Annotated in this window: 27 protein-coding genes; 16 read left to right on the top strand and 11 right to left on the bottom strand. The window is 69.0% G+C overall.

Translation table 11 applies throughout. The features are described 5' to 3' along the window. Position 1 precedes the first annotated feature (1 nt). The 3 genes from ACN469_RS01115 to ACN469_RS01105 form a co-directional block, all read right to left on the bottom strand. Positions 2-850, bottom strand: a complete 849-nt coding sequence (locus ACN469_RS01115; RefSeq protein ID WP_498763246.1) for a hypothetical protein — start codon at positions 848-850, stop codon at positions 2-4. 31 nt (positions 851-881) lie between these two features. Then, positions 882-3518, bottom strand: coding sequence for an ATP-binding protein (locus ACN469_RS01110; RefSeq protein ID WP_498763244.1), 2637 nt, complete (start codon positions 3516-3518; stop codon positions 882-884). 261 nt (positions 3519-3779) lie between these two features. Further along, positions 3780-4298 carry a YbhB/YbcL family Raf kinase inhibitor-like protein gene (locus tag ACN469_RS01105; protein ID WP_498763242.1) on the bottom strand — a complete coding sequence of 173 codons (519 nt, stop codon included), beginning with the start codon at positions 4296-4298 and terminating at the stop codon, positions 3780-3782. 329 nt (positions 4299-4627) lie between these two features. Here ACN469_RS01105 and ACN469_RS01100 point away from each other — a divergent pair, with 329 nt between their 5' ends. The 6 genes from ACN469_RS01100 (at position 4628) to ychF (ending at position 8543) form a co-directional block, all read left to right on the top strand. Then, positions 4628-4894 (top strand): AtpZ/AtpI family protein, encoded by a 267-nt coding sequence (locus ACN469_RS01100; protein WP_498763240.1) that lies wholly within the window; start codon positions 4628-4630, stop codon positions 4892-4894. Further along, the gene (locus tag ACN469_RS01095) at positions 4891-5295 is read left to right on the top strand and encodes a hypothetical protein (RefSeq protein WP_498763238.1); all 405 of its coding nucleotides are present in this window, start codon (positions 4891-4893) and stop codon (positions 5293-5295) included. The genes ACN469_RS01100 and ACN469_RS01095 overlap by 4 nt, the downstream gene beginning before the upstream one ends. Further along, on the top strand, positions 5295-6341 hold the full coding sequence (gene atpB, locus ACN469_RS01090; protein ID WP_498763236.1) for a F0F1 ATP synthase subunit A: 1047 nt from the start codon (positions 5295-5297) through the stop codon (positions 6339-6341). Before ACN469_RS01095 ends, atpB begins: the two co-directional genes overlap by 1 nt. Before the next feature lie 139 nt (positions 6342-6480). Then, positions 6481-6714 carry an ATP synthase F0 subunit C gene (locus ACN469_RS01085; RefSeq protein WP_163863744.1) on the top strand — a complete coding sequence of 78 codons (234 nt, stop codon included), beginning with the start codon at positions 6481-6483 and terminating at the stop codon, positions 6712-6714. A gap of 122 nt (positions 6715-6836) precedes the next feature. Then, complete coding sequence (gene atpF / locus ACN469_RS01080; protein WP_498763234.1) at positions 6837-7388, top strand: F0F1 ATP synthase subunit B; 552 nt, start codon at positions 6837-6839, stop codon at positions 7386-7388. Positions 7389-7433: 45 nt separating this feature from the next. After that, positions 7434-8543, top strand: a complete 1110-nt coding sequence (ychF, locus tag ACN469_RS01075; RefSeq protein WP_163863742.1) for a redox-regulated ATPase YchF — start codon at positions 7434-7436, stop codon at positions 8541-8543. 113 nt (positions 8544-8656) lie between these two features. Here the strand turns inward: ychF and ACN469_RS01070 are convergent, their stop codons facing one another. The 3 genes from ACN469_RS01070 to ACN469_RS01060 all read right to left on the bottom strand — a co-directional run bounded on the left by ACN469_RS01070 (position 8657) and on the right by ACN469_RS01060 (position 10685). Further along, positions 8657-8953 (bottom strand): hypothetical protein, encoded by a 297-nt coding sequence (locus ACN469_RS01070; protein ID WP_498763232.1) that lies wholly within the window; start codon positions 8951-8953, stop codon positions 8657-8659. Between the two features lie 99 nt (positions 8954-9052). Next, positions 9053-9322: a hypothetical protein gene (locus ACN469_RS01065; protein WP_498763230.1), complete on the bottom strand. Its 270-nt coding sequence runs from the start codon at positions 9320-9322 to the stop codon at positions 9053-9055. Between the two features lie 76 nt (positions 9323-9398). Beyond that, positions 9399-10685 carry a citrate/2-methylcitrate synthase gene (locus ACN469_RS01060; protein WP_498763228.1) on the bottom strand — a complete coding sequence of 429 codons (1287 nt, stop codon included), beginning with the start codon at positions 10683-10685 and terminating at the stop codon, positions 9399-9401. A 107-nt stretch (positions 10686-10792) separates the two neighbouring features. Here ACN469_RS01060 and ACN469_RS01055 point away from each other — a divergent pair, with 107 nt between their 5' ends. The 4 genes from ACN469_RS01055 (at position 10793) to agmC (ending at position 15047) form a co-directional block, all read left to right on the top strand. Then, positions 10793-11572: a class I SAM-dependent methyltransferase gene (locus ACN469_RS01055; RefSeq protein ID WP_498763226.1), complete on the top strand. Its 780-nt coding sequence runs from the start codon at positions 10793-10795 to the stop codon at positions 11570-11572. Between the two features lie 16 nt (positions 11573-11588). Beyond that, a complete protein-coding gene (locus tag ACN469_RS01050; protein WP_498763224.1) occupies positions 11589-12092 on the top strand; it encodes a cupin domain-containing protein in 504 nt (167 codons plus the stop codon). A gap of 13 nt (positions 12093-12105) precedes the next feature. Continuing rightward, positions 12106-12600 carry a hypothetical protein gene (locus ACN469_RS01045; protein ID WP_498763222.1) on the top strand — a complete coding sequence of 165 codons (495 nt, stop codon included), beginning with the start codon at positions 12106-12108 and terminating at the stop codon, positions 12598-12600. 62 nt (positions 12601-12662) lie between these two features. Next, the gene (agmC, locus tag ACN469_RS01040; protein WP_498763220.1) at positions 12663-15047 is read left to right on the top strand and encodes an adventurous gliding motility protein AgmC; all 2385 of its coding nucleotides are present in this window, start codon (positions 12663-12665) and stop codon (positions 15045-15047) included. 64 nt (positions 15048-15111) lie between these two features. On the opposite strand, the gene ACN469_RS01035 is transcribed toward agmC, so the two are convergent. The 3 genes from ACN469_RS01035 to ACN469_RS01025 all read right to left on the bottom strand — a co-directional run bounded on the left by ACN469_RS01035 (position 15112) and on the right by ACN469_RS01025 (position 17059). Further along, positions 15112-15909 carry a TIGR00266 family protein gene (locus ACN469_RS01035; protein ID WP_498763218.1) on the bottom strand — a complete coding sequence of 266 codons (798 nt, stop codon included), beginning with the start codon at positions 15907-15909 and terminating at the stop codon, positions 15112-15114. A gap of 139 nt (positions 15910-16048) precedes the next feature. Next, positions 16049-16579, bottom strand: coding sequence for a hypothetical protein (locus ACN469_RS01030; RefSeq protein WP_498763216.1), 531 nt, complete (start codon positions 16577-16579; stop codon positions 16049-16051). Between the two features lie 36 nt (positions 16580-16615). Continuing rightward, complete coding sequence (locus tag ACN469_RS01025) at positions 16616-17059, bottom strand: cytochrome c oxidase assembly factor Coa1 family protein (protein ID WP_498763214.1); 444 nt, start codon at positions 17057-17059, stop codon at positions 16616-16618. Between the two features lie 120 nt (positions 17060-17179). Between ACN469_RS01025 and ACN469_RS01020 the strand changes: the two genes are divergently transcribed. The 4 genes from ACN469_RS01020 (at position 17180) to ACN469_RS01005 (ending at position 21643) form a co-directional block, all read left to right on the top strand. Then, positions 17180-18403, top strand: a complete 1224-nt coding sequence (locus ACN469_RS01020; protein ID WP_498763212.1) for a metallophosphoesterase — start codon at positions 17180-17182, stop codon at positions 18401-18403. Positions 18404-18559: 156 nt separating this feature from the next. Beyond that, positions 18560-20185: a DUF4419 domain-containing protein gene (locus ACN469_RS01015; protein ID WP_498763210.1), complete on the top strand. Its 1626-nt coding sequence runs from the start codon at positions 18560-18562 to the stop codon at positions 20183-20185. A gap of 155 nt (positions 20186-20340) precedes the next feature. Further along, positions 20341-20853: a hypothetical protein gene (locus ACN469_RS01010; protein ID WP_498763208.1), complete on the top strand. Its 513-nt coding sequence runs from the start codon at positions 20341-20343 to the stop codon at positions 20851-20853. Positions 20854-20863: 10 nt separating this feature from the next. Further along, on the top strand, positions 20864-21643 hold the full coding sequence (locus ACN469_RS01005) for an eCIS core domain-containing protein (RefSeq protein ID WP_498763206.1): 780 nt from the start codon (positions 20864-20866) through the stop codon (positions 21641-21643). Positions 21644-21665: 22 nt separating this feature from the next. On the opposite strand, the gene ACN469_RS01000 is transcribed toward ACN469_RS01005, so the two are convergent. Next, a complete protein-coding gene (locus ACN469_RS01000) occupies positions 21666-21965 on the bottom strand; it encodes a YiaA/YiaB family inner membrane protein (RefSeq protein ID WP_498763204.1) in 300 nt (99 codons plus the stop codon). A 108-nt stretch (positions 21966-22073) separates the two neighbouring features. On the opposite strand from ACN469_RS01000, the gene ACN469_RS00995 reads away from it, so the two are divergent. Further along, on the top strand, positions 22074-22949 hold the full coding sequence (locus ACN469_RS00995; RefSeq protein ID WP_498763202.1) for a LysR family transcriptional regulator: 876 nt from the start codon (positions 22074-22076) through the stop codon (positions 22947-22949). 76 nt (positions 22950-23025) lie between these two features. On the opposite strand, the gene ACN469_RS00990 is transcribed toward ACN469_RS00995, so the two are convergent. After that, complete coding sequence (locus tag ACN469_RS00990) at positions 23026-23718, bottom strand: LysM peptidoglycan-binding domain-containing protein (protein WP_498763200.1); 693 nt, start codon at positions 23716-23718, stop codon at positions 23026-23028. A 264-nt stretch (positions 23719-23982) separates the two neighbouring features. On the opposite strand from ACN469_RS00990, the gene ACN469_RS00985 reads away from it, so the two are divergent. Further along, positions 23983-25089: a putative NPN-dependent ornithine cyclodeaminase gene (locus ACN469_RS00985; protein WP_498763198.1), complete on the top strand. Its 1107-nt coding sequence runs from the start codon at positions 23983-23985 to the stop codon at positions 25087-25089. Positions 25090-25101 lie beyond the last annotated feature (12 nt).

The following is a 25101-nucleotide window of genomic DNA, read 5'->3' as shown; positions in this document are numbered from 1 at the left end:
CTCAGTCGTCCACGACCAGTTGGTAGCTGAAGCCCAGGCTCACCGTGGCGGTGCTGATCCAATTGCTGGTGAAGCCGTCTCCGAACTCATCCTCGTTGTCATCCGACACGCCGCGGGCGCCGCCGCCCAGGTAGCGCAGGTTGAGGAACGCCTCCACCTGCTTGGTGATTTTCAACCCACCGCGCACTGACGCATCCAGCAGTGCGCCCGTGGTGTCGGAGTCGTCATCCCCGTTGATGATGGCCGCGGGCGCATAGCTCCCGTCCGCCTCCAATCCCAACCACCAGCGCTCACCCAGCCCCCACCTCCCGCGCACCTTGAGCAGCGGCACGGGCCCCACGTCGCGCGTGGCCCGCCGCAGGGTTCCATCCGCCGAGGTGAAGACGAAGTTCGCGTTACGAAGCTGCAATGACACACCCACGGACAGCTCGTGCCTCTCGCCGCCGAGCAGGTCATACAGGTAGCTGGCCCGGTAGAACGGGAAGCCGTAGCTCACGTTCAGCGGTGTGCCGGACGGGAAGGTGAGCGCGTCGATGCGCACGTCGCGCCGCAGCACCACCTGCGTGTCGATTTGCAGCGGCTGGAAGAGGAAGCCCACCGTGTGGCGTCCGCCTAGCGTCAGCTCCGCCGACACCCGGTAGAAGGTGTAGAGGTTGTCCTGTCCGCCGTCCTCCGTGTACCGGAAGATGGTGCCGTCCTGGCCTTGCCGCAGGGTGTGTGACAGCACGTCGAGGAACCCCAGCTCGCCCACCAGTCGCAGGTACGTGCGCGGCTCGCGCTCCCACCACGCGTGGGCGGGGAGACTCCCCAGACAGAGCAGCACGGCGAGGATGCGGATGCGGCGTGGCATCAAGGGGCTCCTGCTGAACGAGGTGGAGGCGTCACGGAACGGCGATCAGCGGGCGCGTGGAGGCGGGCGGAGCCAGGGGCAGGTAGAGGCGGAAGCACGTGCCGGTGCCAGGCTGGGAGTCGAGGGTGAGGTGTCCCTGATGAGACTCGATGATGCGCTTCACCACGGCGAGCCCCAGGCCGGTGCCCTTGGCCTTGGTGGTGAAGAAGGGCTCGAAGATGCGCGCACGCACCTCGGCGGTGATACCCGGGCCTGTGTCGCTGAACTCCACCATCACCTCGGGCGAGCCCGCGGCACGTCGCACCGCGGCCCTCAGCCGGCCTCCCTGCGGCATGGCCTGCATCGCGTTGATGGCCAGGTTGAGGAACGCCTGCCGCATCATCCGCTCGTCCACCGTCACGGGCGGGACGTCCTCCTCCAAGTCCAGCTCCACGCGGACCGCGCCGGGTGACTCCGCGAGCGCCCCGCGCACCGCGTCCTCCACCAGCGGCGCCAGGGGCACCGGATGGGGATGGGGCGCGGGAGGCCGCGCGAAGGTGAGCAGGTCCGCGACGATGCGGTTGAGGCGGTCCGCTTCCTCCGCGACGATGTCCACCAGCGGCTCGGCGGGACTGCCCGGACCGATGATTCTGCGGATGGAGGCCACCGAGTTGAAGATGGCGCCCAGGGGGTTTCGCACCTCGTGGGCCACCACGGCGGACAGCTCACCCAGCGCGGCCAGTCGCTCGCGACGCACGAGCTGCTCCTGCGTCCGTGCCAGCTCCACGTAGCTGTCCTTCAGGTCCTCCACCAGCCGCGCGCCCTCCAACGCCAGCGCGAGCTGGTTGGCGATGGCGCTCGCCCGCTCGACTTCCGCCGGCGAGAAGCGTCGGGTGCGCCGCGTCTCCGTGGCCACCATGACGCCGACGGGCCGGTCCCTCACGACGAGGGGCAGCACCAGGAACGCCAGCGCGGAGGAGCTGTCTCGCAGCTCCTGGTCCACCCGGACGTCGGTGATGGCGTCCTCCACCATCACCAGCTCGCGCGTGAGGAAGGCCAGCCCGGTGGCGGTCGCGTCCGGGGCGCCCGCGGGCAGGCAGCGCCCGAGCAACTCCGGATGACTGCCGCTCACCGCGCGGACCTCCAGCCACTCGCCCGTGGAGTTGGGCATGAGCACATACGCATCCGGTGTGTCGATGATGCGGGCGAGGCTGGTGACACCCGTGGCCAGCAGCTTGTCCAGCTCCAGCGTGGTGGCCAGGGCCCGAGCCACCTCGTGCAGCAGCGCCATGTCCTCCGCGCGTCCGCGCAGCTCCTGCAACAGTCGATGGGTCTCGATGGCCGCCGCGAAGTGGGTGCCCATCGCCTGCAACGTCTCCAGCTCCAGCGGGGTGAGGTGCCGGGGCTCACGAAAGAGGATGCTGAGCGTGCCCACGCCTCGGGAGCGCACGCGCAGGGGGATGATGACCAGCGTCTGGAAGCCGCGCTGTCTCAAGTCCTCGCGCAGCCCCTCCGGGCAGTCGTCCACGTCCACCACCAGCGGCGCGCCTTCCTGCTGGGCCTGGTTGCACAATCCACCCGACAACCACAGCCGGGCGAAGTGGTCCGTGTCCGCATCCTCCAGGTCCATGCCGCGCGCGTAGGCCAGCTCCATCTGGCTCTCTTGAGGGAGCAGGATGGTCACCGCGTCGCAGGCCACCAGTCCGACGATTTCCTCCGTGCCCGGCCCGAAGAAGGCGCGCGGGTGGGGCGCGGACGCCGCCTCCGAGGCCAGCCGGTTGAGCGCCGCCAGCGCAGTGTTCTGCGCGGACAATCGGGAGATGGTGAGCGCCGCATCGAGCGCTGCGGACACCTGTGCGCCGAACAGCCGCACTGGCGCCATCTCCTCTTCACGCAGCCACTCCCCCGCCAACGCCAGCATCGCGCGGGGGCGGCCCTCCACGTCGATGCGCACGGCGATGGTGTGCGCCGTCCCGGCCCGGATCAGCGTGCTCCGGGCCTCGTCCGCCTGGGCGCCGTCGAGGAACTGGGCCACCTCCATCGACAAGTCACTCGAGTAGGCCGAGCCCTCCTTCCACGCCCGGAACAGCAGGGACGGCCAGCGGCCCACCACGTCCCGCACCCACCGTCCGCTCATCACCCGCGCGTCCGCGGGCACCATCGCCACGGGGACGAACGTCTGCCCCAGTCGCACGCCCTCACTCTCCGGAGACAGCCACGCGAAGGCCAGCCCCAGCTCCTCGAGCCCGGAGAACACCCGCCGCAGCACCTCGCCCTCGGTGCGAAGGGCGGGCAACCCCGCGCCCAGCTCCGCCAGCCGCTGGAGCACGCTGCGTCGCAGGCCTCGGGACGTGACGTCGCGCACCAGCGCGACCCAGTCGGGCCCGCTGGGAATGATGGTCATCTCCACCTGTCGTTCTCCCGTCGCCGTGCGAAGCGCCGCCTCATAGGTGCTGGACACCGACTCGCCGCGCAGGCGGCGCGACTGCTGCTCCATCACTTCCGTCACGCTCGACTCCGTCAGGAGGAGCGTCGCCGGTCGACCCACGATGAACTCGCGCGGGTGCCCCACCAGGATGCCCAGCGCATCATTCACATACACGAAGCGGCGTTCGCGGATGACGCACACGCCCACGGACATTTCGTCGAAGGAGCCATAGGGGGCCCCGCCTCGGATGGATGGAGTCACGGCACTCGCGACTCTTCCACCGCATGCAAGGGGCGAGAAGTGGGCACCCTGGCGCTTCGATGACCAGACCACAGACGAGGCCAACGACTCGCGGTTTCCCCTTACCTCGCGACACGTACATGTCAGGGTTTGCGACGCGTGACACGGGATGCGGGTGATGACAGGAAATGATGCGGGCGGGCCCGGAACGAGGGCACAGCCCACATGTCAGGCCATGCGCTCGTCAGGGGACCTGGCGAGTAGGCGGTGACGCCCGCGGCCTCAGGCCGACGCGCCAGGCTTCTGCTCGGAGGCCCGGTGGTGGATCCGCTCGTACAGGCCGATGAGGTCCGCCTGGCCGAGGATGTGGCCGTCCATGGCCTTCAGCAAATCCGTCCGGGTGGGCCGGCCCAGGTTCGGCAGCACGACGTCCAGCGCGTACAGCCGGAAGAAGTAGCGGTGCCGGCCGACGGGAGGGTTGGGGCCTCCGTAGGCCTGGTGGCCGAAGTCATTGAGCCCCACCCGCGTCCCGGGGGGCAGCACGTCCACCTGGGCCCCCTCCGGCAGCGCCTGGGCGCCCGGGGGGATGTTGTAGAGGACCTGGTGGCAGAAGATGCGCTGGGGGCGCTTGGGGTCCGGGGCGTCCGGGTCCTCGACGATGAGCGCCAGGCTCTTCGTCCCGGCGGGTGGGTTCTCCCAGTGCAAGGGTGGGGCGGTGTCCTCGCCCTCGCCGGTGAAGGCAATGGGGATGAGGTCCCCGTCCTTGAAACGGGGGGACGTCAGCACGAGGGGCTTGGGCATGGGGTCCTCCGAGAATCGGGATAGGAGCAAGCTGGCGACGCGCACCCCCGGCGCGGATGAGCGACACCCCAGCCGCTGGAGCGCCGGGCACCAGGGGGGCGGGGCGGGCGGGCCCTCGGTGAACCTCGTGAAAAGGGCCGGCTCCCGCTCTGGAGGTGATAGCTGCGCTACCCGGTGCCGCAACCCCCGCTGGCGGCGGCCCGTGCCGGGACACTGTAGCGGTTGCACGTCTCGCTCATTCGGTGTTAAGCGGCGCCCGCGTGTGACGGGGTTGGATCTGGGTGGCGTGGGAAATCCGAGGGTTTCCCAGGGTTTGGGGAGGCGTCCGAATGGCGGAGCAAGAGCCGCGAGAGAAGGTCGGTTCGGACGGCAGCGAGCTGGGGTCGATGGCTCGCCACATGAGGGCGGCCGAGCCCTACGTCTCGGCGGTCTGGAAGCTGGTGGGCGGGGCGGTGGTGGGCGTGCTGGGCGGCTACTGGCTGGACAAGAAGCTGGGAACGGCGCCGTGGCTGCTCCTGGGGTTGAGCCTGCTGGGTATCTGCGTGGGCTTCTACGGATTCCTCCGGGAGATGGCCCGACTGGGGAAGCGGAAGTGACGGGGCAGGGCGAGGAGAAGGACCCCTTCGGCTCCCACGCGGGGCTGGCGGCCGGGGTGGCGGTGGTGGGCGTGGCCGTGGCCGGGTTGTTGCCGACGGTGGTGGAAGACCGGGTGTCGGCGCTGTGGGGTGTGGGGCTGGCGGTGGTGACGGGCGTGGTGGCGCTGTTGTTGAAGCGGCGGGCGGTGAAGCAAGACCTGAAGGCGGCCATGAAGGTGGTGGCGGTGGTCTTCGGCCTGCGGGCGGTGGCGGTGTTGGTGGGGCTCTTGGGGATGATTTCGCGAGGGATGCAGCCGGTGCCGTTCATCGCCGGCTTCTTTGGCGTCTACTTCGCGCTGCAATGGATTGAAGTCAGCTACGTGATGGCCGCGTCCAAAAGCGCGGCGGGCGGAGACGAGTGATGCGCAAGGCAATGGTGCTGTTCACCTGTCTGTTCGTGGCCACGGCGTGGGCTTCGGCGTCCGGAGGCCACGGCGAGGGTAACGAGCCGAGCGTGCCGGACTACATCCTCCACCACGTCGCGGACACCAACGACTTCGAGCTCGAGGTTCCGCTCAGCCAGCCCATCCACCTGGGCGCGATTCCGCCGCTGCGCATCGGCAGCTGCGAGCCGGTGATGACGGACCACGGGCTGGTGGCTCCCTCCGGCTGGTCGGGCCTGATGGGCGGCTGCCTGGACCTCTCCATCACCAAGCACACGGTGATGATGTGGCTGGCGGCGCTGCTGCTGCTCGCGACCATCTTCATCTGGAGCAGCCGCGACAAGACGAAGCTGGTGCCGCGCGGTACGGGCGCCAACCTCATCGAGATGCTGGTGCTCTTCGTTCGTGACGAGATGGCCATCAAGAACATCGGCAAGGAGGACGGCCCGCGCTACGTGCCGTATCTGCTGACCGCGTTCTTCTTCATCCTCTTCATGAACCTGCTGGGCCTGGTGCCCTGGATGGCCACTGCCACCGGCAACCTGGCCGTCACGTGCGGCCTGGCGCTGTGCACCTTCGTCGTGACGCAGGCGGCGGGCATCCGCGCGGCGGGCCTGGGCGGCTACCTGAAGCACCTGACGGGCGGCGTGCACTGGTCGCTGTGGATCATCATGGTCCCTGTCGAAATCCTGGGCCTCATCTCCAAGCCCTTCGCCCTCACGATGCGTCTGTTCGCCAACATGCTGGCGGGCCACATCGTCCTCTTCTTCCTCATCGGCCTCATCTTCATCCTCGGCCATCCGGCGGTCGCGGTGGTGAGCGTGCCCTTCGCGTTCGCCATCTACCTGCTGGAGCTGTTCGTGGCCTTCGTGCAGGCGTACGTCTTCACGCTGCTGTCGGCGCTGTTCATCGGCATGGCGGTGGCCACGGGCCATCACCACGACGACCACGGCCACGCGGATGACCACGGCCACGGCCACTCGGAGCTGGGTCCCAGCCACGACCACGGCAAGGCGCACGCCTGAGACAAGTTAGCGGGGCGCCAGCGGTAGGGCGCTCCCCGCGTAGAAGACCTGGCGGTTCGAAAGGCCGTCAGAGGTAGTCCTGAAGGGAATCACGACCCCCCCACAAGTGGGTCCTTCGCTAGAAAAGAGAAGCACCGCCATGACCAACCTCGCTCTCGCCTTCCTCGCCGCCGGCCTCGGCGCCGGCCTCTCCATCATCGGCGCCGCCCTCGGCATCGGTAAGCTCGCCGCCGCCGCCATGGACGCCACGGGCCGTCAGCCCGCCGCCGGTGGCGACATCCGCACCACGATGATCATCGCCGCGGCCCTCATCGAAGGCGCCACGCTGTTCGCGCTGGTTGTCTGCATCCTGCTGGCGACCAAGACCGCCTAGTTTCAACGCAGGTGCCTGGAAGCGCCGGTGCTCGCGGGTCACATCGCGGGCGCCGGTGCCTCTTCCGGGCTGTTTCACCCTGAAGCCCTCGCCGTCTCCTCCCTCACGCCGGACGCGCCACCATGTTCCTGCCCTCCGTTTTCGCCGCCAGCAGCCTCGTGAGCGTCCAGCCGGGCCTCATCTTCTGGACCCTCGTCACCTTCGTCATCGTGTTCTTCGTCCTGAAGGCGAAGGCGTGGGGACCCATCCTCCAGCTGGTCGAGGAGCGCGAGAAGCAGATTTCGGCCGCCATCGAGAGCGCCAAGCGTGAGCGCGCCGAGGCGGAGAAGCTGCTGGCCGACCAGAAGACGGCCATCTCCGAGGCCCGCCGTCAGGCCGCCGAGGAGACCCGCCGCAACCAGCAGGAGATGGAGAAGTTCCGCGAGGAGCTGATGGCGAAGAGCCGCAAGGAGGCGGAGGAGCTGAAGCTGAGCGCGCGTCGTGAAATCGACGAGCAGAAGACGAAGGCCATCGCCGAGGTCCGCGCCATGGCGGTGGACCTGGCCATGGAAGTGGCTGGCAAGCTCATCGGCGAGCGCATGGACGACAGCAAGCAGCGCGCGCTGGCCGAGCAGTTCGTGAAGGGCCTTCCGCTGAGCGGCTCCGGCAACGCCGGCGTCCGCCGGTCGGCCTAGTTCGGGGAAGCGCGCCCCCCGGCGCGCGTGTTCCAGGGAATCACCATGGCGCTATCCATCGGAATCGTCGGGCTGCCCAACGTGGGCAAGTCCACCCTGTTCAACGCGCTGTCGGCCGCGGGCGCGCAGGCGGCCAACTACCCTTTCTGCACCATCGAGCCCAACGTGGGCGTGGTGCCCGTGCCGGACGAGCGGCTGGACAAGCTCTCCGAGCTCATCAAGCCGCTGAAGAAAATCCCCACGTCGCTGGAGTTCGTGGACATCGCCGGCCTGGTGCGCGGTGCCTCCAAGGGCGAAGGCCTGGGCAACCAGTTCCTGGGCAACATCCGCCAGGTGGACGCGGTGCTGCACGTGCTGCGCTGCTTCGAGGACGACAACGTCACCCACGTCGAGGGCGGGGTGAATCCGGTGAGGGACCGGGACGTGGTCGACACGGAGCTGTGCCTCAAGGACCTGGAGACGGTGGAGAAGCGCCGCGAGCGCTCCTTGAAGAACACGAAGATGGGCGGCAAGGCCGGTGACGAGGCCAAGGCCGAAGTCGCCCTGCTGGACCGCGTGAAGGCCGGGCTGGATTCCGCCATCACCGTGCGGGCTCAGAAGCTGACCGAGGACGAGAAGGCCGTCATCCACGACCTGTTCCTCCTGACGGACAAGCCGGTGTTGTATGTGGCGAACATCGGCGAGGGCGAGATTGGGAAGGAAGACGCCAACAAGCACGTCGCGGCGGTGAAGGAGATGGCCGCGAAGGAGGGCTTCGACGTGGTGGTGCTCGCGGCGGCGCTGGAGTCGGAAATCCAGCAGCTCCCCGAGGCCGAGCGTCCGGGCTTCCTGGAGAGCGCGGGACTGACGGAGCCGGGTCTGCACAAGGTGGTGCGGGCGGGCTACACGCTGTTGGGCCTGTGGACGTACTTCACGGTGGGCGAGCAGGAGTGCCGCGCCTGGACGATTCACAAGGGTTACACGGCGCCGCAGGCGGCGGGCGTCATCCACTCGGACTTCGAGCGCGGCTTCATCAAGGCCGAGGTGATGCGCTGGGAGGACCTGGTGAAGCTGGGCAGTGAGTCCGCGGTGAAGGAGAAGGGCATGCTGCGGATGGAGGGCAAGGAGTACGTCGTGAAGGACGGCGACTGCATGCACTTCCGCTTCAACGTGTGACGGGCTGACGCGGCCCCTTGAGGCCGCGAGCTGGGATGTACCGCGCGGGCGCGTTCTGGAGGGCCTTGGGGCCTTCTGGGAGCGCCCGCGAGGCGTTTCTGGGAGCGGTGGCTCTAGAAGCTGATGCGGGGGCCACGAATGGCGGTGACGACCCAGAGGCCGACGCCGACGAGGGCGAGCACGGTGGTGAAGATGGCGGCGCGGCGGATGCGCTCGCTGCCTTCAGGCTGCTGGCGGGCGTAGAGCCACATGCCGCCCACTCGGAAGATGAGGAAGAGGGCCAGGAGGATGGGGCCGACCACGAGCCAGCCGGAGGGGCGTGAGAGCACGACACCCCAGGAGGCGAGGAAGGCGACGTTGCCCAAGAGGGAGGCGATGGCGAATCGAGGATAGGCGCGTCGTGGGTCCACGGGGACAGTGTCTACCGTGCGGCGCGCGCGGCCAACCTGGGAGTTCGCGGGGTGGCGGGAAGGTGACATCCCTGGCTTTGTTCATCAATCCCATAGAACTCATGGGTTGATGACCTCCCTGGTGTATTCTGTATTGAAATTCGCATTCAAATACCAGATGCGTTCAGTCCGACCGCTCGGCGAGCGCTCATCGCGCAGGATGATTCCGTCCACACCGATGATGCAATGCCGAACACGCAGTGTGCCCTCTGCTTCAAATGGGCCGCAGGCATAGAAGCCACGGGGGACGCCTGTGTCGGTTCGGGAAACGAATATCCAGTAGGGCCACGACAGGACCAAGCAGGCCGCGAAGGTGATGAAGGCCACCACGATGTGCAGAGGCCTCATCTCAGGCTCTCCGCTTCAAACATCTGGGTTCGCTCATCATCACGAGTAGGGCGGGAGGTCATCCCCGAGGTGACTGCACATAGCGGGCCCTGGGGCGGAGCAGGTGGCCTTGTTCCCTTTGCTCCAAGATGTGTGCGACCCAGCCCGCCGCGCGTCCCACTGCGAAGATCGTCGCCGCCGCTCCTGGAGGCAGTCCCAGCGCCTCCGCCAGCATCACCAGTCCCAGGTCCACCGACGGCGCTGGGTGTCCCGCTTCTGTCATCGCCTCCTGGACCGCTCTTGCCACTTTGACCCTTGGCGCCTCAGGCCGGACCTCTCTTGCCGCCTCCAGGATGGGCGGCGACCTCGGGTCTCCGTCGGGATACAGCTGGTGGCCGAAGCCGGGCACCGACTCGCCACGGCGCAACCTCTCTCGCACCACGGCCGCCGCTCGCTCCGGCTTCCCCACCTCTGTCAGCAATGCCTCCACCCTGTCACAGGCCCCGCCATGCTTCGGCCCCGACAGTGCTCCCAGCGCCGCGCACAGGCATGCGTACAGGTCCGCTCCCGATGACGCCGTCACCCGCGCCGTGAAGGTCGACACGTTCAGCTCATGGTCCGCGCACAGCACCAGCGCGCGATTGAGCAGCTCCGGTGCTCGCTTCACCTTGCAGTCCCACGCCAGCGCCAGTGACTCGGCCACCGTCTCCGCTCGCAGCGCGCGCGCCACGCGTCCTGGCGCACGCGCCACGCTCACCCACGCCGCCAACTGACGTAGCAGCCGTCTCGCTCGGGCTTTCTCTTGCTCGGGCGGCGCGGCGAAGCGCACCGCGTCTCTGGCCGCCAGCAATGGCACCAACGCGGCCAGCGCCGCCACCGGAGGAGTGTCTCGCGGCAGCATCCTCGCCAGCTCCGACGGCGGAAAGGGTGGCTCCTCGCTCTCCCATCGCGGGTCCTGCTCCGGGAGCCTCCCCGTCCACAGCAGCTCCGCCACCGCTTCGAGACTCCGCCCCTCCATCGCCAGCGCCACCGCCGAGTGTCCCCGGTACGCCAGCCCCTCCGCGCCCACCTGGGACACGGACGAGTCGATGACCGGCTCTCCCCAACGCAGCGCACCCGAGGCCACCGCCGCGTGCCCCGCACGTGCGTCATGCCGCGTCTTCAAGCGCTCCAAATCCGAGCGCACATAGCGGTTCTCCTTCGTCCCCGGTTCGGGAACGCAGCGCACGAGCCCCCGGCTCACGTACGTGTACAGCGTCGCCCGCTTCACCCCCAGGAGCGTCGCCGCCTCCACCGCGGTGACGAGCTGCTCCTCGGGTCGATGGTCGAATCGAGATTGAGAGCGTCCACCCTTGCGTCTACTCATATCTCCGCAACCTCCTGAACACGCATTGTCGACTCGACTCGATTCCCTTGTCGATGTGAGCCCTTCGGCTCGCACGACACTCGGAACGACGCGAGAGGAGCACTGTCATGCCTGTCGTCGACTTTGGTCGCACGTCCGAGGACTACTCGAAACATCGCCGGGGATTCCCGGACGCCTTCTTCACCCGTCTGGTCCGAGAGAATGTCCTCCGCCATGGACTCCGTGCCGTGGACGTCGGCTCCGGTACTGGCACTGTCGCACGAGGACTCGCGCGGCACGGTTGCTCGGTCACCGCGCTCGATGTGTCCGCGTCCATGCTCGCGGCCGGACGTCAGCTCGCCTCCGAGGCAGGGCTGTCCATCGACTCACGTGAGGCCCCCGCCGAGTCCACGGGACTGCCTTCCGATTCGTTCGACCTGGTGACAGCAGGTCAGTGCTGGCACTGGTTCGACCGTCCCGCCGCGGCTCGCGAGGCCGCTCGCCTTCTCGTCCCTGGCGGCAAGCTCGTCATCGCGCACCTGGACTGGACATCCATGCCCGGCAACGTCGTCGAGGCTACCGAGGCCCTCATGGATGCCTTCAATCCCAACCCTCCTGACCACGCTCGCTTCGGCTGCGGCGTCGGCCTCTATCCACAGTGGCTTCGTGATGTCACCGACGCGGGCTTCACGCCCCTGGAGACGTTCTCCTTCGACGTACTCCTGCCCTACACCCACGAGTCCTGGCGAGGACGCTCCCGCGCCAGCGCCATGGTCGGCGCCACCCTGCCTCCCGAGGACGTGGAGCGCTTCGACGTCGCCCATGCTCGACTCCTCGCCGAGCGCTTCCCTCACGACGCGCTCGACATCCCTCACCGCGTCTTCGTCCTCATCGCCACGCGTCCCTGAACCTGGAGCACACCCCATGTCCTCACATCCCCACCTCGTCCACGAGCCCACGCTCCCGTGGACCGAAGTCACGCAGGGCCCTCGCGTGTCGTACCGGCGCAAGCAGCTCGGTGCCGCCGCGAAGGGACAGAAGCTCGGGTGCAGCCTGATGGAGCTGGCTCCCGGCAAGCACGCCTTCCCGCTCCACTTCCACCTGGCCAACGAAGAGGCGTACTTCATCCTCTCCGGCACAGGCCGTCTGCGCCTGGGTGACACCACGCTGCCCGTGGAGGCTGGTGACTACGTGGCCCTCCCCGTGGGCCCCACCGGCGCGCACCAGCTCGTCAACGACGGCACCGAGACGCTCCGCTACCTCGCCTTCTCCACCATGGTGGAGCCGGACGTCATGGTGTACCCGGACTCGAAGAAGGTCTGTGTCACCGCGGGCTCCGCGCCAGGTGGCGACAAGGCCGCGCGAACCCTGTACACCGTCCTGCCCCTCTCCGCCGAGGTGGACTACTGGAGCGGCGAGGAGCGATAGGCTTGTCGCCCTCATGTCCTCCCTGCTCGACGTGCTCACCCGAGAGCGGCTCCTCAAGGACCGCGACGCCGCCACGGAGCTGCTCCCCCGTGGCGAGCCACCCCACGTCTCCCTGCTGCGCCTGTGTGACGCGGGACTGCTCGTCAGCGGCCTCTCCGTCGCCTACGGCGTCCGCCCCGATGAGCTCATGGGGCCGCTCACCCTGGCCATGGGCGGCGCGGCTCGCAACCTCAAGGTCGTGGACGTCCGCGAGCGCCCCGTCCTCGAACTGCACGTCCAGGCCGGCGACGTCACCGAGCGCTGGGAGGTGGAGGACCTCTCCGTCCTCGTCCACAACCTCAATGACCTCTACCGCGACGCCGCCGACGTGCGCGCCATCGCCGAGCTGGGCGATTGGGAGGACGCGCTCCAGCTCTGGTGCGTCGACAAGCGCACCCTGCCGCGCCTCGTGCGCCAGCCCTTCTTCGCCCCCCGCAACGCGCGGGCCCTGACGCGTCCGGTCGACTGACGGCGGATAGGACCCCGCCCGCTCTCGCGGGAGCCCCAGGTTCTGGGGCAGCATGGGGGCACATGCGTTTCGCGCCCTGCCTGCCGCTCCTGCTGCTGTGGTCCTCCGCCGTCCTGGCCGAGCCGGACTCCTTCGGTCTCGGCAACGGTCGCAACGGCGCCCTCACCGTCAACACCGCGCGCACCATCATCAACAGCGCGATGAGGCTGCCGTCCGGCGCGCGGCGCGGTGAGACCTCGGTCTCGGTGGATACCTCCACGGCGCCTCCGACGGGGGGCCTGGTGCTGGTGCACCAGACGATGGGCTTCCCGGCCAGCACTCCCTCTGGCAGCACGGGCCAGACGAGCCCCGGGAACGTGGGGCGCTGGGAGCTGGCGCGCGTGTCCTCGGTGGTGGTCGGCAGCCCGACGGTGCTCCAGCTCAGCGCGCCGCTCATGTACTCCTACACCTCCCCGGGCGCGCAGGTCGTGACGGTGCCCGAGTACGGCAGCGTCAACGTGACGGCGGCCGGCTCGCTCGTGCCGCCTGCTTGGGATGGGAACAGCGGGGGCATCCTGGCCTTCCTCGCCTCGGGCGCGTTGATCAACAACGGCGCCATCCGAGCCGACGGCGCGGGCTTCCGAGGTGGGACCTTCACCAACAACACCTCCCGCACGCTCTGCGAGGGTGGCGACCTCTCCACCACCCTGGGCGGCTCCCACAAGGGCGAGGGCGTGGTGGTGTCGCGCTTCGGCTCGGCCTCCGGGCGCGGCAATCTGGTCAACGCTGGCGGCGGCGGCAACTGCAACAACGCGGGCGGCGGAGGCGGCGGGCACCGGGGCTTCGGTGGAACGGGCGGACGCTCCTCCTTCCTGGATGGCTCGCGCGACGTGGGCGGTCTGGGTGGCACGTTGATGGATTACTCCACCGTGGAGGCCCTCCTCTTTGGCGGCGGTGGCGGCGCGGGTGAAGGCGACAACGCCGTGGGGACCTCGGGAGGAACGGGCGGTGGCGTGGTGTTCGTCCGGGCGGCCAACATCTCGGGCACGGGCCGCATCTCCGCCAATGGTGATGCCGCGTTGGCGGCGAATGGCGAGGACGGCGCCGGAGGTGGAGGCGCTGGCGGCTCCGTCATCGTGAGGACCTCCGCCGCGTTGAACTGCGGCCAGGTCGAGGTGCGAGGCGGCAGTGGGGGCAACGTGCTCGCCGCGTCCTTCCAGCTCGGGCCGGGAGGCGGCGGCGCGGGTGGCTCTGTGTTGTTGAATGGCACGCCCGTGTCGTGTTCCGTGGGGTCCTCGGGAGGCTCCGCAGGGACGACGACCGCCAGCGCTGGTGCCCATGGGCCCACGCATGGCGCGGGCGTTGGAGGGGGCGGCGACGTGAGGGTGTTCAACTATGGGTACGCCACACCCGCCACACCGACCATCACCCTGCCGCTCGCGAATGCGGTGGATGTGTCAGCGAGGCCGCGCATCGAAGGCGTGGCGGACCCGGGCCTGCGCGTCGTCATCTCCGTGGACGGCGTGGAGATTGCCCAGGTGACGACGAGCACCGACGGCAGCTTCGACGCCGAGGTTGACGATCCGCTTCCTCCCCTGTCCGCGGGCGCTCACACCGTCACAGCCGTGTCCGATGGCCTGGGTGCCTACAGCCGGCCCGCGGCCGTGAGCTTCACCGTCGCCGCAGCCCCCGTGATTCCCCAGCCCATCATCGTCGTGCCCGAGGCTGGCGAGGTGATGGGACCCACGCCGTACATCGCGGGCGTGGCACCCAATGCGCTGACGGTGGGCATCTACGTGGACAATCGCGACGAGGTCATCGTCCCAGCGGATGGCTTTGGCCGCTTCCGCTACCAGATTCCCGCGGACGCGCCGCTGGCCCCAGGTCCCCACCGCGTCAACGCGCATGGACACGGCGCTGACGACTTCGGTCCCGACTCTCCCAACACCGTCTTCGAGGTCGTCCAGGAGGATGATGACGCGGGCACGACGGTGCCGGACGCGGGGGACGCCGGGGACTCGGGAACGCCCGGTCCGGACGCGGGCTCCGGAGGTGACGGCGGCACGGTGGTCACTCGCGAGATGCCCGTGCTGGTGGTGCCCGCCGAGGGCGAGCTGGTGGACCCGACGCCGTTGTTCGCGGGTGTCTCGCAGGCCGGTGCCTCCGTGGCGCTCGAGGTCGATGGCACCCGCGTGGCCACCGTGGTCGCTGACTCGACGGGCGCGTTCCGTCACGTCGTGCCCGCTGACAGCGCGCTCGCTTCGGGGGCGCATGCCGTGGCGGCGTACTCGCTCAACGGGGAGGCGGGAACGCCGGGCCCCCGGTCTCCGGACACCTCCTTCGAGGTGCGTGGCCCCACCGCGTTGGACGTGGGCTGCGGCGGCTGCGGCGCGTCTCCCGTGGGCGCGGCGGGCGCGTGGGCCCTGCTCGTGGGCATGGCCGCGCTGCTGCGCAGACGCCAGCGTTAGTCGGGACGAGGGGCCCGCTTCCCGCAGTGGGAAGCGAGGCCCTCCATGGAGCGGAGCGGGAAGCCTAGTCGTCGCCGCCGAGCAGCGAGCCCAGGCCGACACCGCCCAGCACGCTGCCCTCGTCGCGCGCGCCACCCGGACGCGCGGCGGAGAGGATGCGTCCCGCGAGGCGGCTGAAGGGCAGCGACTGGAGCCACACCCTTCCGGGCCCGCGTAGCGTGGCGAAGAAGAGCCCCTCGCCGCCGAAGAAGGCCGTCTTGATGCCGCTCACCATCTGGATGTCGTAGTCCACGGTGGGCTGGAACGCGACGATGCAGCCGGTGTCCACGCGCAGCAGCTCACCGGGGCCCAGCGTGCGCTCGCGCAGCGTGCCGCCCGCGTGGATGAAGGCGAGGCCGTCACCCTGGAGCCGCTGCATGATGAAGCCCTCGCCACCAAAGAGGCCGGTGCCCAGCTTCTTCTGGAAGGCGATGCCCAGCGACACGCCCTTGGCCGCCGCGAGGAAGCTGTCCTTCTGCGCAATCAGCTCGCCGCCCAGCTCGCCCAGGTTCACCGGGATGATTTTACCGGGGTAGGGCGCCGCGAAGGCCACCTTGCGCTTGCCGCCACCCCGGTTGAGGAAGACGGTGGTGAAGAGGGACTCGCCCGTCAGCAGGCGCTTGCCGGCGCCGAGCAGCGAGCCCAGAAAGCCGCTCTTCTTCTCCGAGCCGTCACCGAAGATGGTCTCCATCTCGATGCCGTCCTCCATGTACATGAGGGTGCCGGCCTCGGCCACCGCCGCTTCCTGCGGATCCAACTCCACCTCCACGAACTGCAGGTCATCGCCGTAGATGTGGAAGTCGACCTCGTGCATCTGCGCCATGGAATCGCTCCGTCGTCGTCAGTCGGAAAGGGACGGTGCACCATAGCCGCCCCGTTGCATGGCTCAACCCGCGAGCACACCGGAACACGTCCCGGCGTCGCGGGTTTCGTGAAGCGCGGGAGACGGAGCCGCGGCGCCGCTATTGCGCCAGCAGGATGGACAGCGCCGTGACGAGCTCTTCGTCCTCGTCCGCGAGCGACGAGGGAATGGTCAGGGAGACGCTCTTGTCCAGCTGGCCCGCGCAGGTGCGATAGCCCTCGTAGCGGTCATGGCGGGTGATGAGCAGTTGGTAGCTGCACGCGCCCACGGTGCCGGTGATTTGCTGGGGGCTCACCTGGAAGTTGGTGAGCTTGCCGCCGAAGGTTCCCACCGCATCGATGGTGTCCTCCTTGTCCGTCAGCTCGACGTTCACGGGGCCCTGGCCGTAGGTGCCGCGGAGGGTGTCGTCCTTCATGGTGATGTTGACGGGGCGGCCGAAGGCCTGACCGCGCACGGTGTCGTCCTCTCCGAAGGAGAGCTGAATGTCCGAGCCGGAGAGCTGGTCGTCCGCGACGCCGACGGTGACGGAGCGGTCCTTTGTCTGGAGTTTAAGGGAGGAGTCCGCTGCTGGCGCGGCCAGGGCGGGGCCACAAGCGAGCAGGCCGAGGGCAAGGAGGCGCGAGGTCTTCATGCCCCTCAAGGTAGGCAGCGAGGACACCCCGTGTGCTCAGTCCGCAGGCAGGGCGGGCGTGCTGCCTCCGGCGGGGAGCTCCACGGAATCGCCGCCCTCTGGGCGCAGCACCAGTCTGCGCAGCGTCCATTGGTCCTTCGTGTAGGCCACCTGCGTCTCGAGGACGCCTCGTCCGAGCGGGCCCTGGACGGTCAGGTCGAAGTCCATCAGCCCCTCGTTGGAGGTGGAGCCGTGGGCGCGCGGCGTGAGGAAGCTGCTCGTCAGCGGGGTGCCCAGTCGCTCGGTGGCGAGCGGGGAGGCTTCCGCGGTGCGCAGCACGAGCCGGTGGACGTCGTTGCGGCGCAGCTCCTGCTCCATATCCTGGAAGAGCGAGCGGGAGACCCAGGCCACACCACTGGCGAAGCACCCGAGCCCACCGAGCACGAGCGCGGCCGCCACCATCCAGCTCTGCCAGGGACTGTCGAGGCGGTGCGGGCGCATGTGGGTCTCCGGGGCCCACACTAACGAGCAGCCGCGCGGGTTGCCGGGCAGGCGACGGAGGCGGCCATTATGCTCCGCCTCCCCACCGGGTGAGATTCACCCTGTTCGGAGGTCCTGGCCGTGGCGGAGCTGTCGTCGGAAGGCGTGGAGCGAGAGTCACGGCGGGCGCCGCGCGCGGCTCCCAGGCAGGTGTTGCGGTGGCTGATGTCCCTGGGCGGCATCCTCACGTTGATGGGCGCCCTGCACGCGTACCTCGCCGTGAGGCTGTTCGTGAGCCCCGCGTGGCCTTCACCCTGGGGTGTCCTGGGTGTGGCGCTGGTGGTGCTGCTGTTCGTGTCGATACCGGCCGGGCTCCTGGGCAGTCGGGGCGAGCCGACGCCGGCCCGGCGCGTGTTGCTGTGGACCTCGTACGTGTGGCTGGGGAGCTTCGGCATCCTGCTCAGCGCCGTGGTGATGGCGGACATCGTGGGCGCGGTGCTGGGGTGGACGGGCGTGGTGACGGATGCGCTGGCGCTGGCGCGGTGGAAGGCCGGCGTCGTGGGCGCGGTGACGGTGCCGGCGGTGGTGTTCGCGTTCATCACGGCGCGCGGCAAGGCGACGGTGGAGCGGTTGACGGTGCCGGTGAAGGGACTTCAGCCGGGGCTGGAGGGCCTGCGGGTGGTGCAGATCTCCGACGTCCACGTGGGGCCTACGTTGGATGGGCGGTGGCTGCGGCGCGTGGTGGAGCAGGTGAACGCGTTGAAGCCAGACATCATCGCCGTGACGGGAGACCTGGTTGACGGCGGGGTGGAGGAGCTGCGCGAGGAGGTGCGTCCACTGGCGGAGCTGCGCGCGTCGCTCGGCGTGTTCTATGTGACGGGCAATCACGAGTACTACCACGGTGGTCCCGCGTGGGAGGCGGAGGTCGCGCGGCTGGGGCTCACGGTGCTGCGCAACACTCACCGCGTGGTGGAGCGCGAGGGCGCGCGGCTCATCGTCGCGGGTGTGACGGATTACAACGCCGGGCAAATCGTGCCTTCGCACGCGAGCCGTCCCGACGCGGCGCTCGCGGGGGCTCCCGAGGGCGTGCCGGTGGTGTTGCTGGCGCATCAGCCTCGGTCGGCGCTGCAGGTGGCCCAATCGGGGGTGCGCGTGGACCTGCAGCTCTCCGGACACACGCATGGCGGGCAGGTGTTCCCGTTCATGTTCTTCATCAAGTTGCAGCAGCCCGTGGTGCAGGGGCTGGCCACCGTCTCCGGCGTGCGCGTGTACACGCACCGGGGCACCGGCTACTGGGGGCCGCCGCTGCGGCTGGGACCCTCTCCCGAAATCGCGGAGCTGACGCTGGTTCCAGCAGCACCGTGACTCGTGTCACCTGGCGTCGGCGGGGCTGGTCGTCTTTATCGGGACCTCGTCCGCTGTAGCTCAATCCGTGGCGTGCCGAGCGTCCCGTCAGGTGGGCGTGAAAGCCGGCGTCGGATGGCGGCTTCATTCCACACACCGTGACGAGGGGACGTACCGATGACGACCTTCGCAGTGGATTCCGTCGAAGAGGCTGTGACTCCCCTGGAGACCGTGCCGCTGGGGACGCTGGTCGGTGAGACGCTGTGGCTGGCTCCGGCCGCGGACACCCGGGTGGTGGACCCCGAGGGCGTGCATCCGCTGCTCGCCGCTGTCCACCTCGCCTTCGCCGAGCATCGCCCCCTGGTGTTGTCCCCGGATGTGGTGTGGCTCACCCTGGCCCAGGGGTTCGCCCACCACCTCCGCCTCCACTCCGAGGCGCTGCGAAGTCGGCTCGTCCGACACTCGGGCCGACGGACGCTGACGGTGGGAGTCCCCGCCGCACCCCAGACCGAGGAGGAGTTCGGCGCCACCCTCACGGCCTTCCGTGAGCTGCTCCGAGAGGAGCTGGGCCCCGGGCTCCCCCGGCTCCTCTCGTGTGACTTCTCCACCAGCACCGACGTGGAGCGCATGGCGGGGGACGTGGTGTTGATGGATGCGATGTCTCCGTACTTCGACTTCGCCCTCACCGTGCTGTGTGGAATCCCTCGCATCACCCTGCTCGGCACGCCCGAGGACTGGCGGGCCATCCGCCTCCGCATCGACGTCCTCGCCGAGTTCGACCTGGGCTGGTGGACCTCGTCGCTCATCCCGATTGTCGATGAGTTCGTGCGCGCCTCGGAAGGCCAGCCGGACCGCGAGCTCTGGTCCGAGCTGTACAAACCGCGTCGGGCGTATGGCTGGGACCGCGCGTCGGGTTGGGTGACGCGGCTGTTCCCATATGTGCAGAACAGCGGGCGCTTCGACAAACGCAACCCCATGCTGGAGCAGTCCCACGCGGACATGATGAAGGTGGTCGACCGGGATGAGGATGATTGGTTCATGGGACCCGGCCTCGCGCTGCATGAGGCGCCCTCCGGACTGTCCTGTGTTCCGCTCCAGCTCTCGGCTGTGACGTCGGACTGGCGCGAGACGTGGTCCCTGGAGGCGGGTGTGCTCGCGGTGGCGGTGGACTCGGAGGGCGCGCTGGTGCCTCGCGCGGGAGTGCTGGTGCGGAGGTCCCACGCCTCCATGTCCCAGGTCATCGAGCGCATCGTCGCCGAGCACTCCGTGACTCGCGCCACCGAGGCCTCCACCTTCCACGGCGTCGCCGAGCTGAACGCGCTCTATGACCACATCGCCCGCGCCACGCTCTTCCCGGACACGATGCCCTGGCGCCTGCGCTCCACGGCCGAGCACACCGAGGTCCACATCCCGGTTGACGGAAACGGAGACTTCGTCGTGCCGGTGCGGTGCCTCGTCGACCTGCCGGATGGGACGGTGCTCGCGCTGCGTTTCTGCAGCGGCCGTCGTCCGCACTGCTACGTGCGCCTGCGCTCGGACGCGCTGGAGCCCCTGACGGTGCCTCCCGGAAAGCGGCCCGAGGACGAGGTGATGCTGGAGCTGGAGCGGGTGACGCCGCCGCTTCGCTCCCGCCAGACGGCGACGGACATCCCCGTCGTGGGTCCCTCTCTCACGGAGCTGCTCACCCACGCGCTGGAGCACGGAGGCTCCACGGACCTGCCCACGCTGCGGACGCTCATCGACGAGCTGGAGCCCTGGGAGAACCCGCCCCCACGCGCGCCCACGCCGCCGCGCAGGCGGTGATTCTGGGTTGTTCGTGACTCACTGAACGGAAGTCCATGGCCCTCGGGTCCGTGCCGTGTGGCCATGGGTGTGTCATGGAGTCCACCGAGAGCGGACTACTCGGATATTTGAAGTGTAGTTTGATATTTCCGCTATTCCTGGTTATTGTTCGATGCGTGCCCCCCGCCACCACCATCCAGCCGCGTTTGCTTCAGTCCGTTCCCGCGCCTCGCTTGAGGGAAGTGGGTGGCGTCGAGGTGTACGAGACGCGCCGCGCCATGGCGTCCGAGGGTGCTCCGGCGGTGATGGTGGTGTCCGAGTCCCCGTTGCTGCGGCTGGCGATGGGGCGGGAGCTGGCGCCGGTGGTGGGGTTGATCCACGCGACGGGCATGGCGTCGGCGACGCGGCGGTTGGAGATGGGCGTGGTGCCGGCGGCGGTGGTGGTGGTGCTGGACTCGGCGGAGCGCGAAGCGGCGCACGCGTTCCTCGCGCGGCTGGTGGAGCTGGACTTCGCGGGCCCGCGCATCCTGGTGTCCTCGCGCTTCTGCCCGGAGCTGGCGGAGGCGTTCAGTGGCTCCTGCCTGACGCACTTCGCGCTCGCGAGTCCGTGGCGCCCGGGGTCGATGCGTTCGCTGGTGGAGTCCGCGCTGGGGCTGAGCGCTCCGCTTCGAGCCGCCGCGGGACGCTGAGGTTCTCCTCATGAGTGAGGTGGTCTCCTCGCTGGCCTCGCGGCTGGTGGACGCGGGCCGTGGTCTGCTCACGGGCATGGTGAGCGCCACGGTGGGTGTCGCCCGGGGCCTGCGCGTGGTGCTCACGGGCGTCGTCGGAGGCGTGGCCCTGTATGCCCGAGGACGCCCGCGTGAAGGGCGCTTCCTGCTGCGACGTGGGCTGGTACGAGTGGCGCAGCTTCCCGTGGACGCGTTCCTGATGCTGGCGGGCCGTGTGGTGAGCGCGGTGCAGGTGTTGTTCTGGATGGAGCCGGTGGGACGTCGGCTGTCGGGGTTCGAGGTGGAGTTGCTGCGCCCCATCTTCGGCGCGAGCCTGGACTTCGCGGCGGTGCGGCTGAAGGAAGGGCCCCTGGGAGTACTGGGTGTGTCGGGGCGCGCGTTCGTGCACGGCAATACCGTCTTTGTCCCTCCGAGGAGTGGCCCTACGGACCTGGGGCTGCTGGTGCACGAGCTGGTGCACGTGTGGCAGCACCAGCACGGTGGCACCGCGTACCTCAGCTCGGCCATCGCCGCGCAGCTCGGGGGCGACGGCTATGACTGGCGCAAGGGCGTGGACAAGGGCTTGCGCTGGGAGGAGCTCAATCCCGAGCAGCAGGCGCAGTTCATCGAGGAGGCGACGATGGCGGGGCTGATTCATCCTGACCACCGCTCGCTGTCCCCCCGCGCGCGGCTGAAGGGCTGGACGGAGAAGGCGCTGCCGTTGCTGGAGGAAGCGCTCGTCAGCGTGCGCACGGGACGTGGCGCGCCCTGAGTCGCGGCTCAGGCGCGCGGCACTACATCCTCGGAGGCGCAATCGGGTCGTGCTCGGAGAGCATCTTCGCCACGCGGGCCTCATCCAGCCGCGTGCCGAGTTGATCCATCTCGTGCTGGTCTCTCACCGTCTTCGACAGGCTGAAGGTGGAGCCCACGCTGAACAGCAGACCCATGCCCAGGAAGGACTTCACCCACGGGTCCACCGGCAGGTTCCAGATGCCGACGGCCGTGACTCCTACCGACAGGGCGAAGGACAGCCAGGTCTGGATGACCCAGGCGGAGCTGTGCGCGACGACGACCTTCGGGGTGGAGCGGGACATTCTGTTCTCCTCGGAAACGAGCCGTACTCGCTGACGTGGAGAAAACATGCCGCTTCCCATCGAAAAGCGCATGGAACTAATCGAAGCGGCATTGATAACCTGGAGTGCATGATTCAACTCCAGCGTCTGGAGGGCTTCTACCGCGTGGCCCGCGCCGAAGGCTACGCGCGAGCCGTCAGCTCATTCCCGTACCCCATCACCCAGCCCGGCATCCATCAGCAGGTCAAGCGCCTGGAGGCCGAGGTCGGCGTCCCCCTCTTCGAGCGCGTGGGCAAGGACCGCGTCGTCCTCACCCCCGAGGGCCGCGCGCTGTACTCGCACGTCGCGCCGTTCCTGGAGGGACTGGACTCGGTGGTGCAGTCGCTGCGCAAGGGTGAGGTGGGCGGCACGCTGCGCATCCACGCCTCCGGACACGTCCTGCGTCACCTGCTGCCCGCCTGGCTGCGGCGGCTCCAGGCGAAGCGCCCCGACATCGAGGTCGTCCTCTTCGAGTCCAAGGTCCCCGCCGTCGACATCCTGCGCTCCGGCGACACGGACCTGGTGGTGGACCACCTGCCCGAAGTCCCCGACGAGGCGGACTCGCGCGAGGTGGGCAAGACGTACCCATTCCTCGTGCTGCCTTCCCATCACCCCCAGGCGAAGAGCCGCCGCGTGCGACTGGAGGCGCTCCGCGATGACGCCTTCATCGCGTACAGCACGGACCGTCACCTGCGAGAGCTTCAGCTCGGGGAGCTGGCGCGAGCGGGTGTGAAGCCGAAGCGGCTGCACGCGGCGGACTCGTCGGAGACCATCCTCGGCTTCGTCGCGGCGGGGCTGGGCTACTCGCTGCTCGCCTCGCTGCTGCCGAGCGGGCCTCGTGAGGCGGGCGTGGTCTCCCGGCCCCTGCCCGGTGTGCCCTCGGGGAGCATTCACGCCGCGTGGCGCAAGTCGGCGGCGATGAGTCCGCTCATCCAGGCCGCGCTGGCCCTCGCGCCAAAGCCGTGAGCCGGACGTGAAACGGGGCCTCGCTTCCGCGCGTGGCGGAGGCGAAGCCCCGGGAGGACTTCGGCGGAGCGCCGGCTCAGCCCTGGTACTGGTGAACCGACATGATGGGGTAGTTCATGCTGCTGATGGTGATGCGCTGCGAGCCATCCGAGTTCACGTTGTTGGAGCCGATGAACTGGGGCTTGCCGTCCTTCCAGCCCGCGAACATCACCACGTGCTGGCCGTCGCCCACCTTCATGGACACCACGTCGCCGGGCTTCGCGTCCTGCAAGGACACGCGCTTGAAGTCCGGGTCCGAGTCCAGCTTGCGCTGCAGGCCCATCACGCTGTTGTCGTGCTGGCCGTTGGTAATCTGGCCGGCCTGCTCCAGGCACGCGGAGACGAAGTTGGCGCAGTTGACGTTGTTGGGGACCCAGTCCTCCATGTCCGCGCCCACGCCGCTGCCCTCGAGCTTCAGCGAGCCCGCGTTCTTGTTCAGGTGCGAGCTCGCGATGTCGAACGGGCTGCCGTTGGGGCCCTTCACGCCCTCACCCGAGTTCGTGCCGGAGGGGCCGGAGGGCCCCGTCACGCCGCCCGTGAGGTTCGGACCCGTGCGACCCGAGGGAGAATCGAAGCCGTCCGTGGCGCCGGGGAGCTTGAGCGTGTCACCCGCATAGATGAGGTCCACGTTCTTGATTTGCGGATTCGCCTTCTGCAGGGCGTCGACGCTGGTGCTGTAGCGCTTGGCGAGCGCGGACAGGGTGTCGCCAGACTGGATGCGGTGGCTCATGGACGCGGGCTCCGAAGTGGTTCAGGTACGACTTGCACCTATTCTCGGGCGTTGAGACCCCGAGTTGCCTTGTGCCGCGTATTTCTCCGGGGCTTTCGGTGAGATCCACGATTCTCGCGCACTTGCGAGGAGGGCCTCCGTACCAGGAGTCAGAGTCCCTCTCTCCCGGAGTAGGAATCTTCGTGCTGCCACCTACCGGACGGACCGCCCGTGGCCGCGCCAAGGTTCTTGAACCGGGTGGGTGGGACCGCACATGGTGCCGGCGTGAGCACCTCCATTCCCCATCCTGACTTCGCGGTCGAGCGGTTCTCCCGGTGTCCGGACGCGCGCTTCCAGCCGGCGCCCGCGGACGGTGTGTTGCCGGAAGGCTTCTTCACCACCACGAACCTGCCCACCTACGTGCGCATCGGCGGTGAGTGGCGCATGCCGCGCGAGCCGCGCATGGACGGCGCGCTCGTGCTGGACGAGCAGGGCGCGCTGTGGATTCGCGAGGGCCGCCGTGTCCGCGCCGGAGAGCGCGTGGTGGTGGGGCACGCGGAGGACGGCTCCGAGGGCGTCTATGTGAACCTGGCGTACCTGGGCGGCGGGGGGGAGGGCGAGTTCAAGTTCATGACGAGCGAGGTGTCTCGCGAGAAGCCCATCGACTACGCGCAGATGGCGCGGTTGCTGGTGGAGGAGCGCGAGCGCGGCGGCTATCCGGTGTGGGTGACGGGGCCGGCGCTGGTGCACTCGCGGGCGCGCGCGGACATGACGTGGTTCATCGACAATGGCTTCGTGGGCGCGCTGCTGGCGGGCAACGCGGTGGCGGTGCACGACATCGAGGCGTCCATCTTCGGCACCACCCTGGGCATGAGCGGCACCGGCGAGGCCACGTCCGGAGGCCACGGCCTGCACATGCGCGCCATCAACAAGGTGCGCGCCGCGGGCTCCATCGCGAAGGCGGTGGAGGCGGGGGTGATTACCAACGGCATCATGCACGCGTGTGTCACGCACCAGGTGCCCTTCGTCCTGACGGGCTCCATCCGCGATGACGGGCCGCTGCCGGACGTGGTGACGGACAACGTGGCCGGACAGGACGCCATGCGCCGTCACGCGGTGAAGGCCACCATGGCGGTGCTGGTCGCCACCGCGCTGCATGCCATCGCCACCGGCAACATGCTGCCCGCGTTCGTCACGCAGAAGGACGGCTCGCTGCGGGAGCTGGCCACCATCTGCGTGGACTCGTCCGAGTTCGTGGTCAGCAAGCTGAAGGACCGGGGCACGCACCAGGCCTTCGGCGTGGTGACCAACGCCCAGGACTTCATGCACATCCTGCGGCTGTACGTGGAGCGCGAGCTGTCCGCTCGGGCCCAGGCACCGAAGGGCGCCTGAGCCGCGAGCCCG

The sequence above is a fragment of the Corallococcus terminator genome (genome assembly GCF_049194865.1).
GTDB lineage: Bacteria > Myxococcota > Myxococcia > Myxococcales > Myxococcaceae > Myxococcus > Myxococcus terminator_A.
Note: the sequence above shows the minus strand (reverse complement) of the source record. Positions and strands in the feature narration are given on the sequence as shown.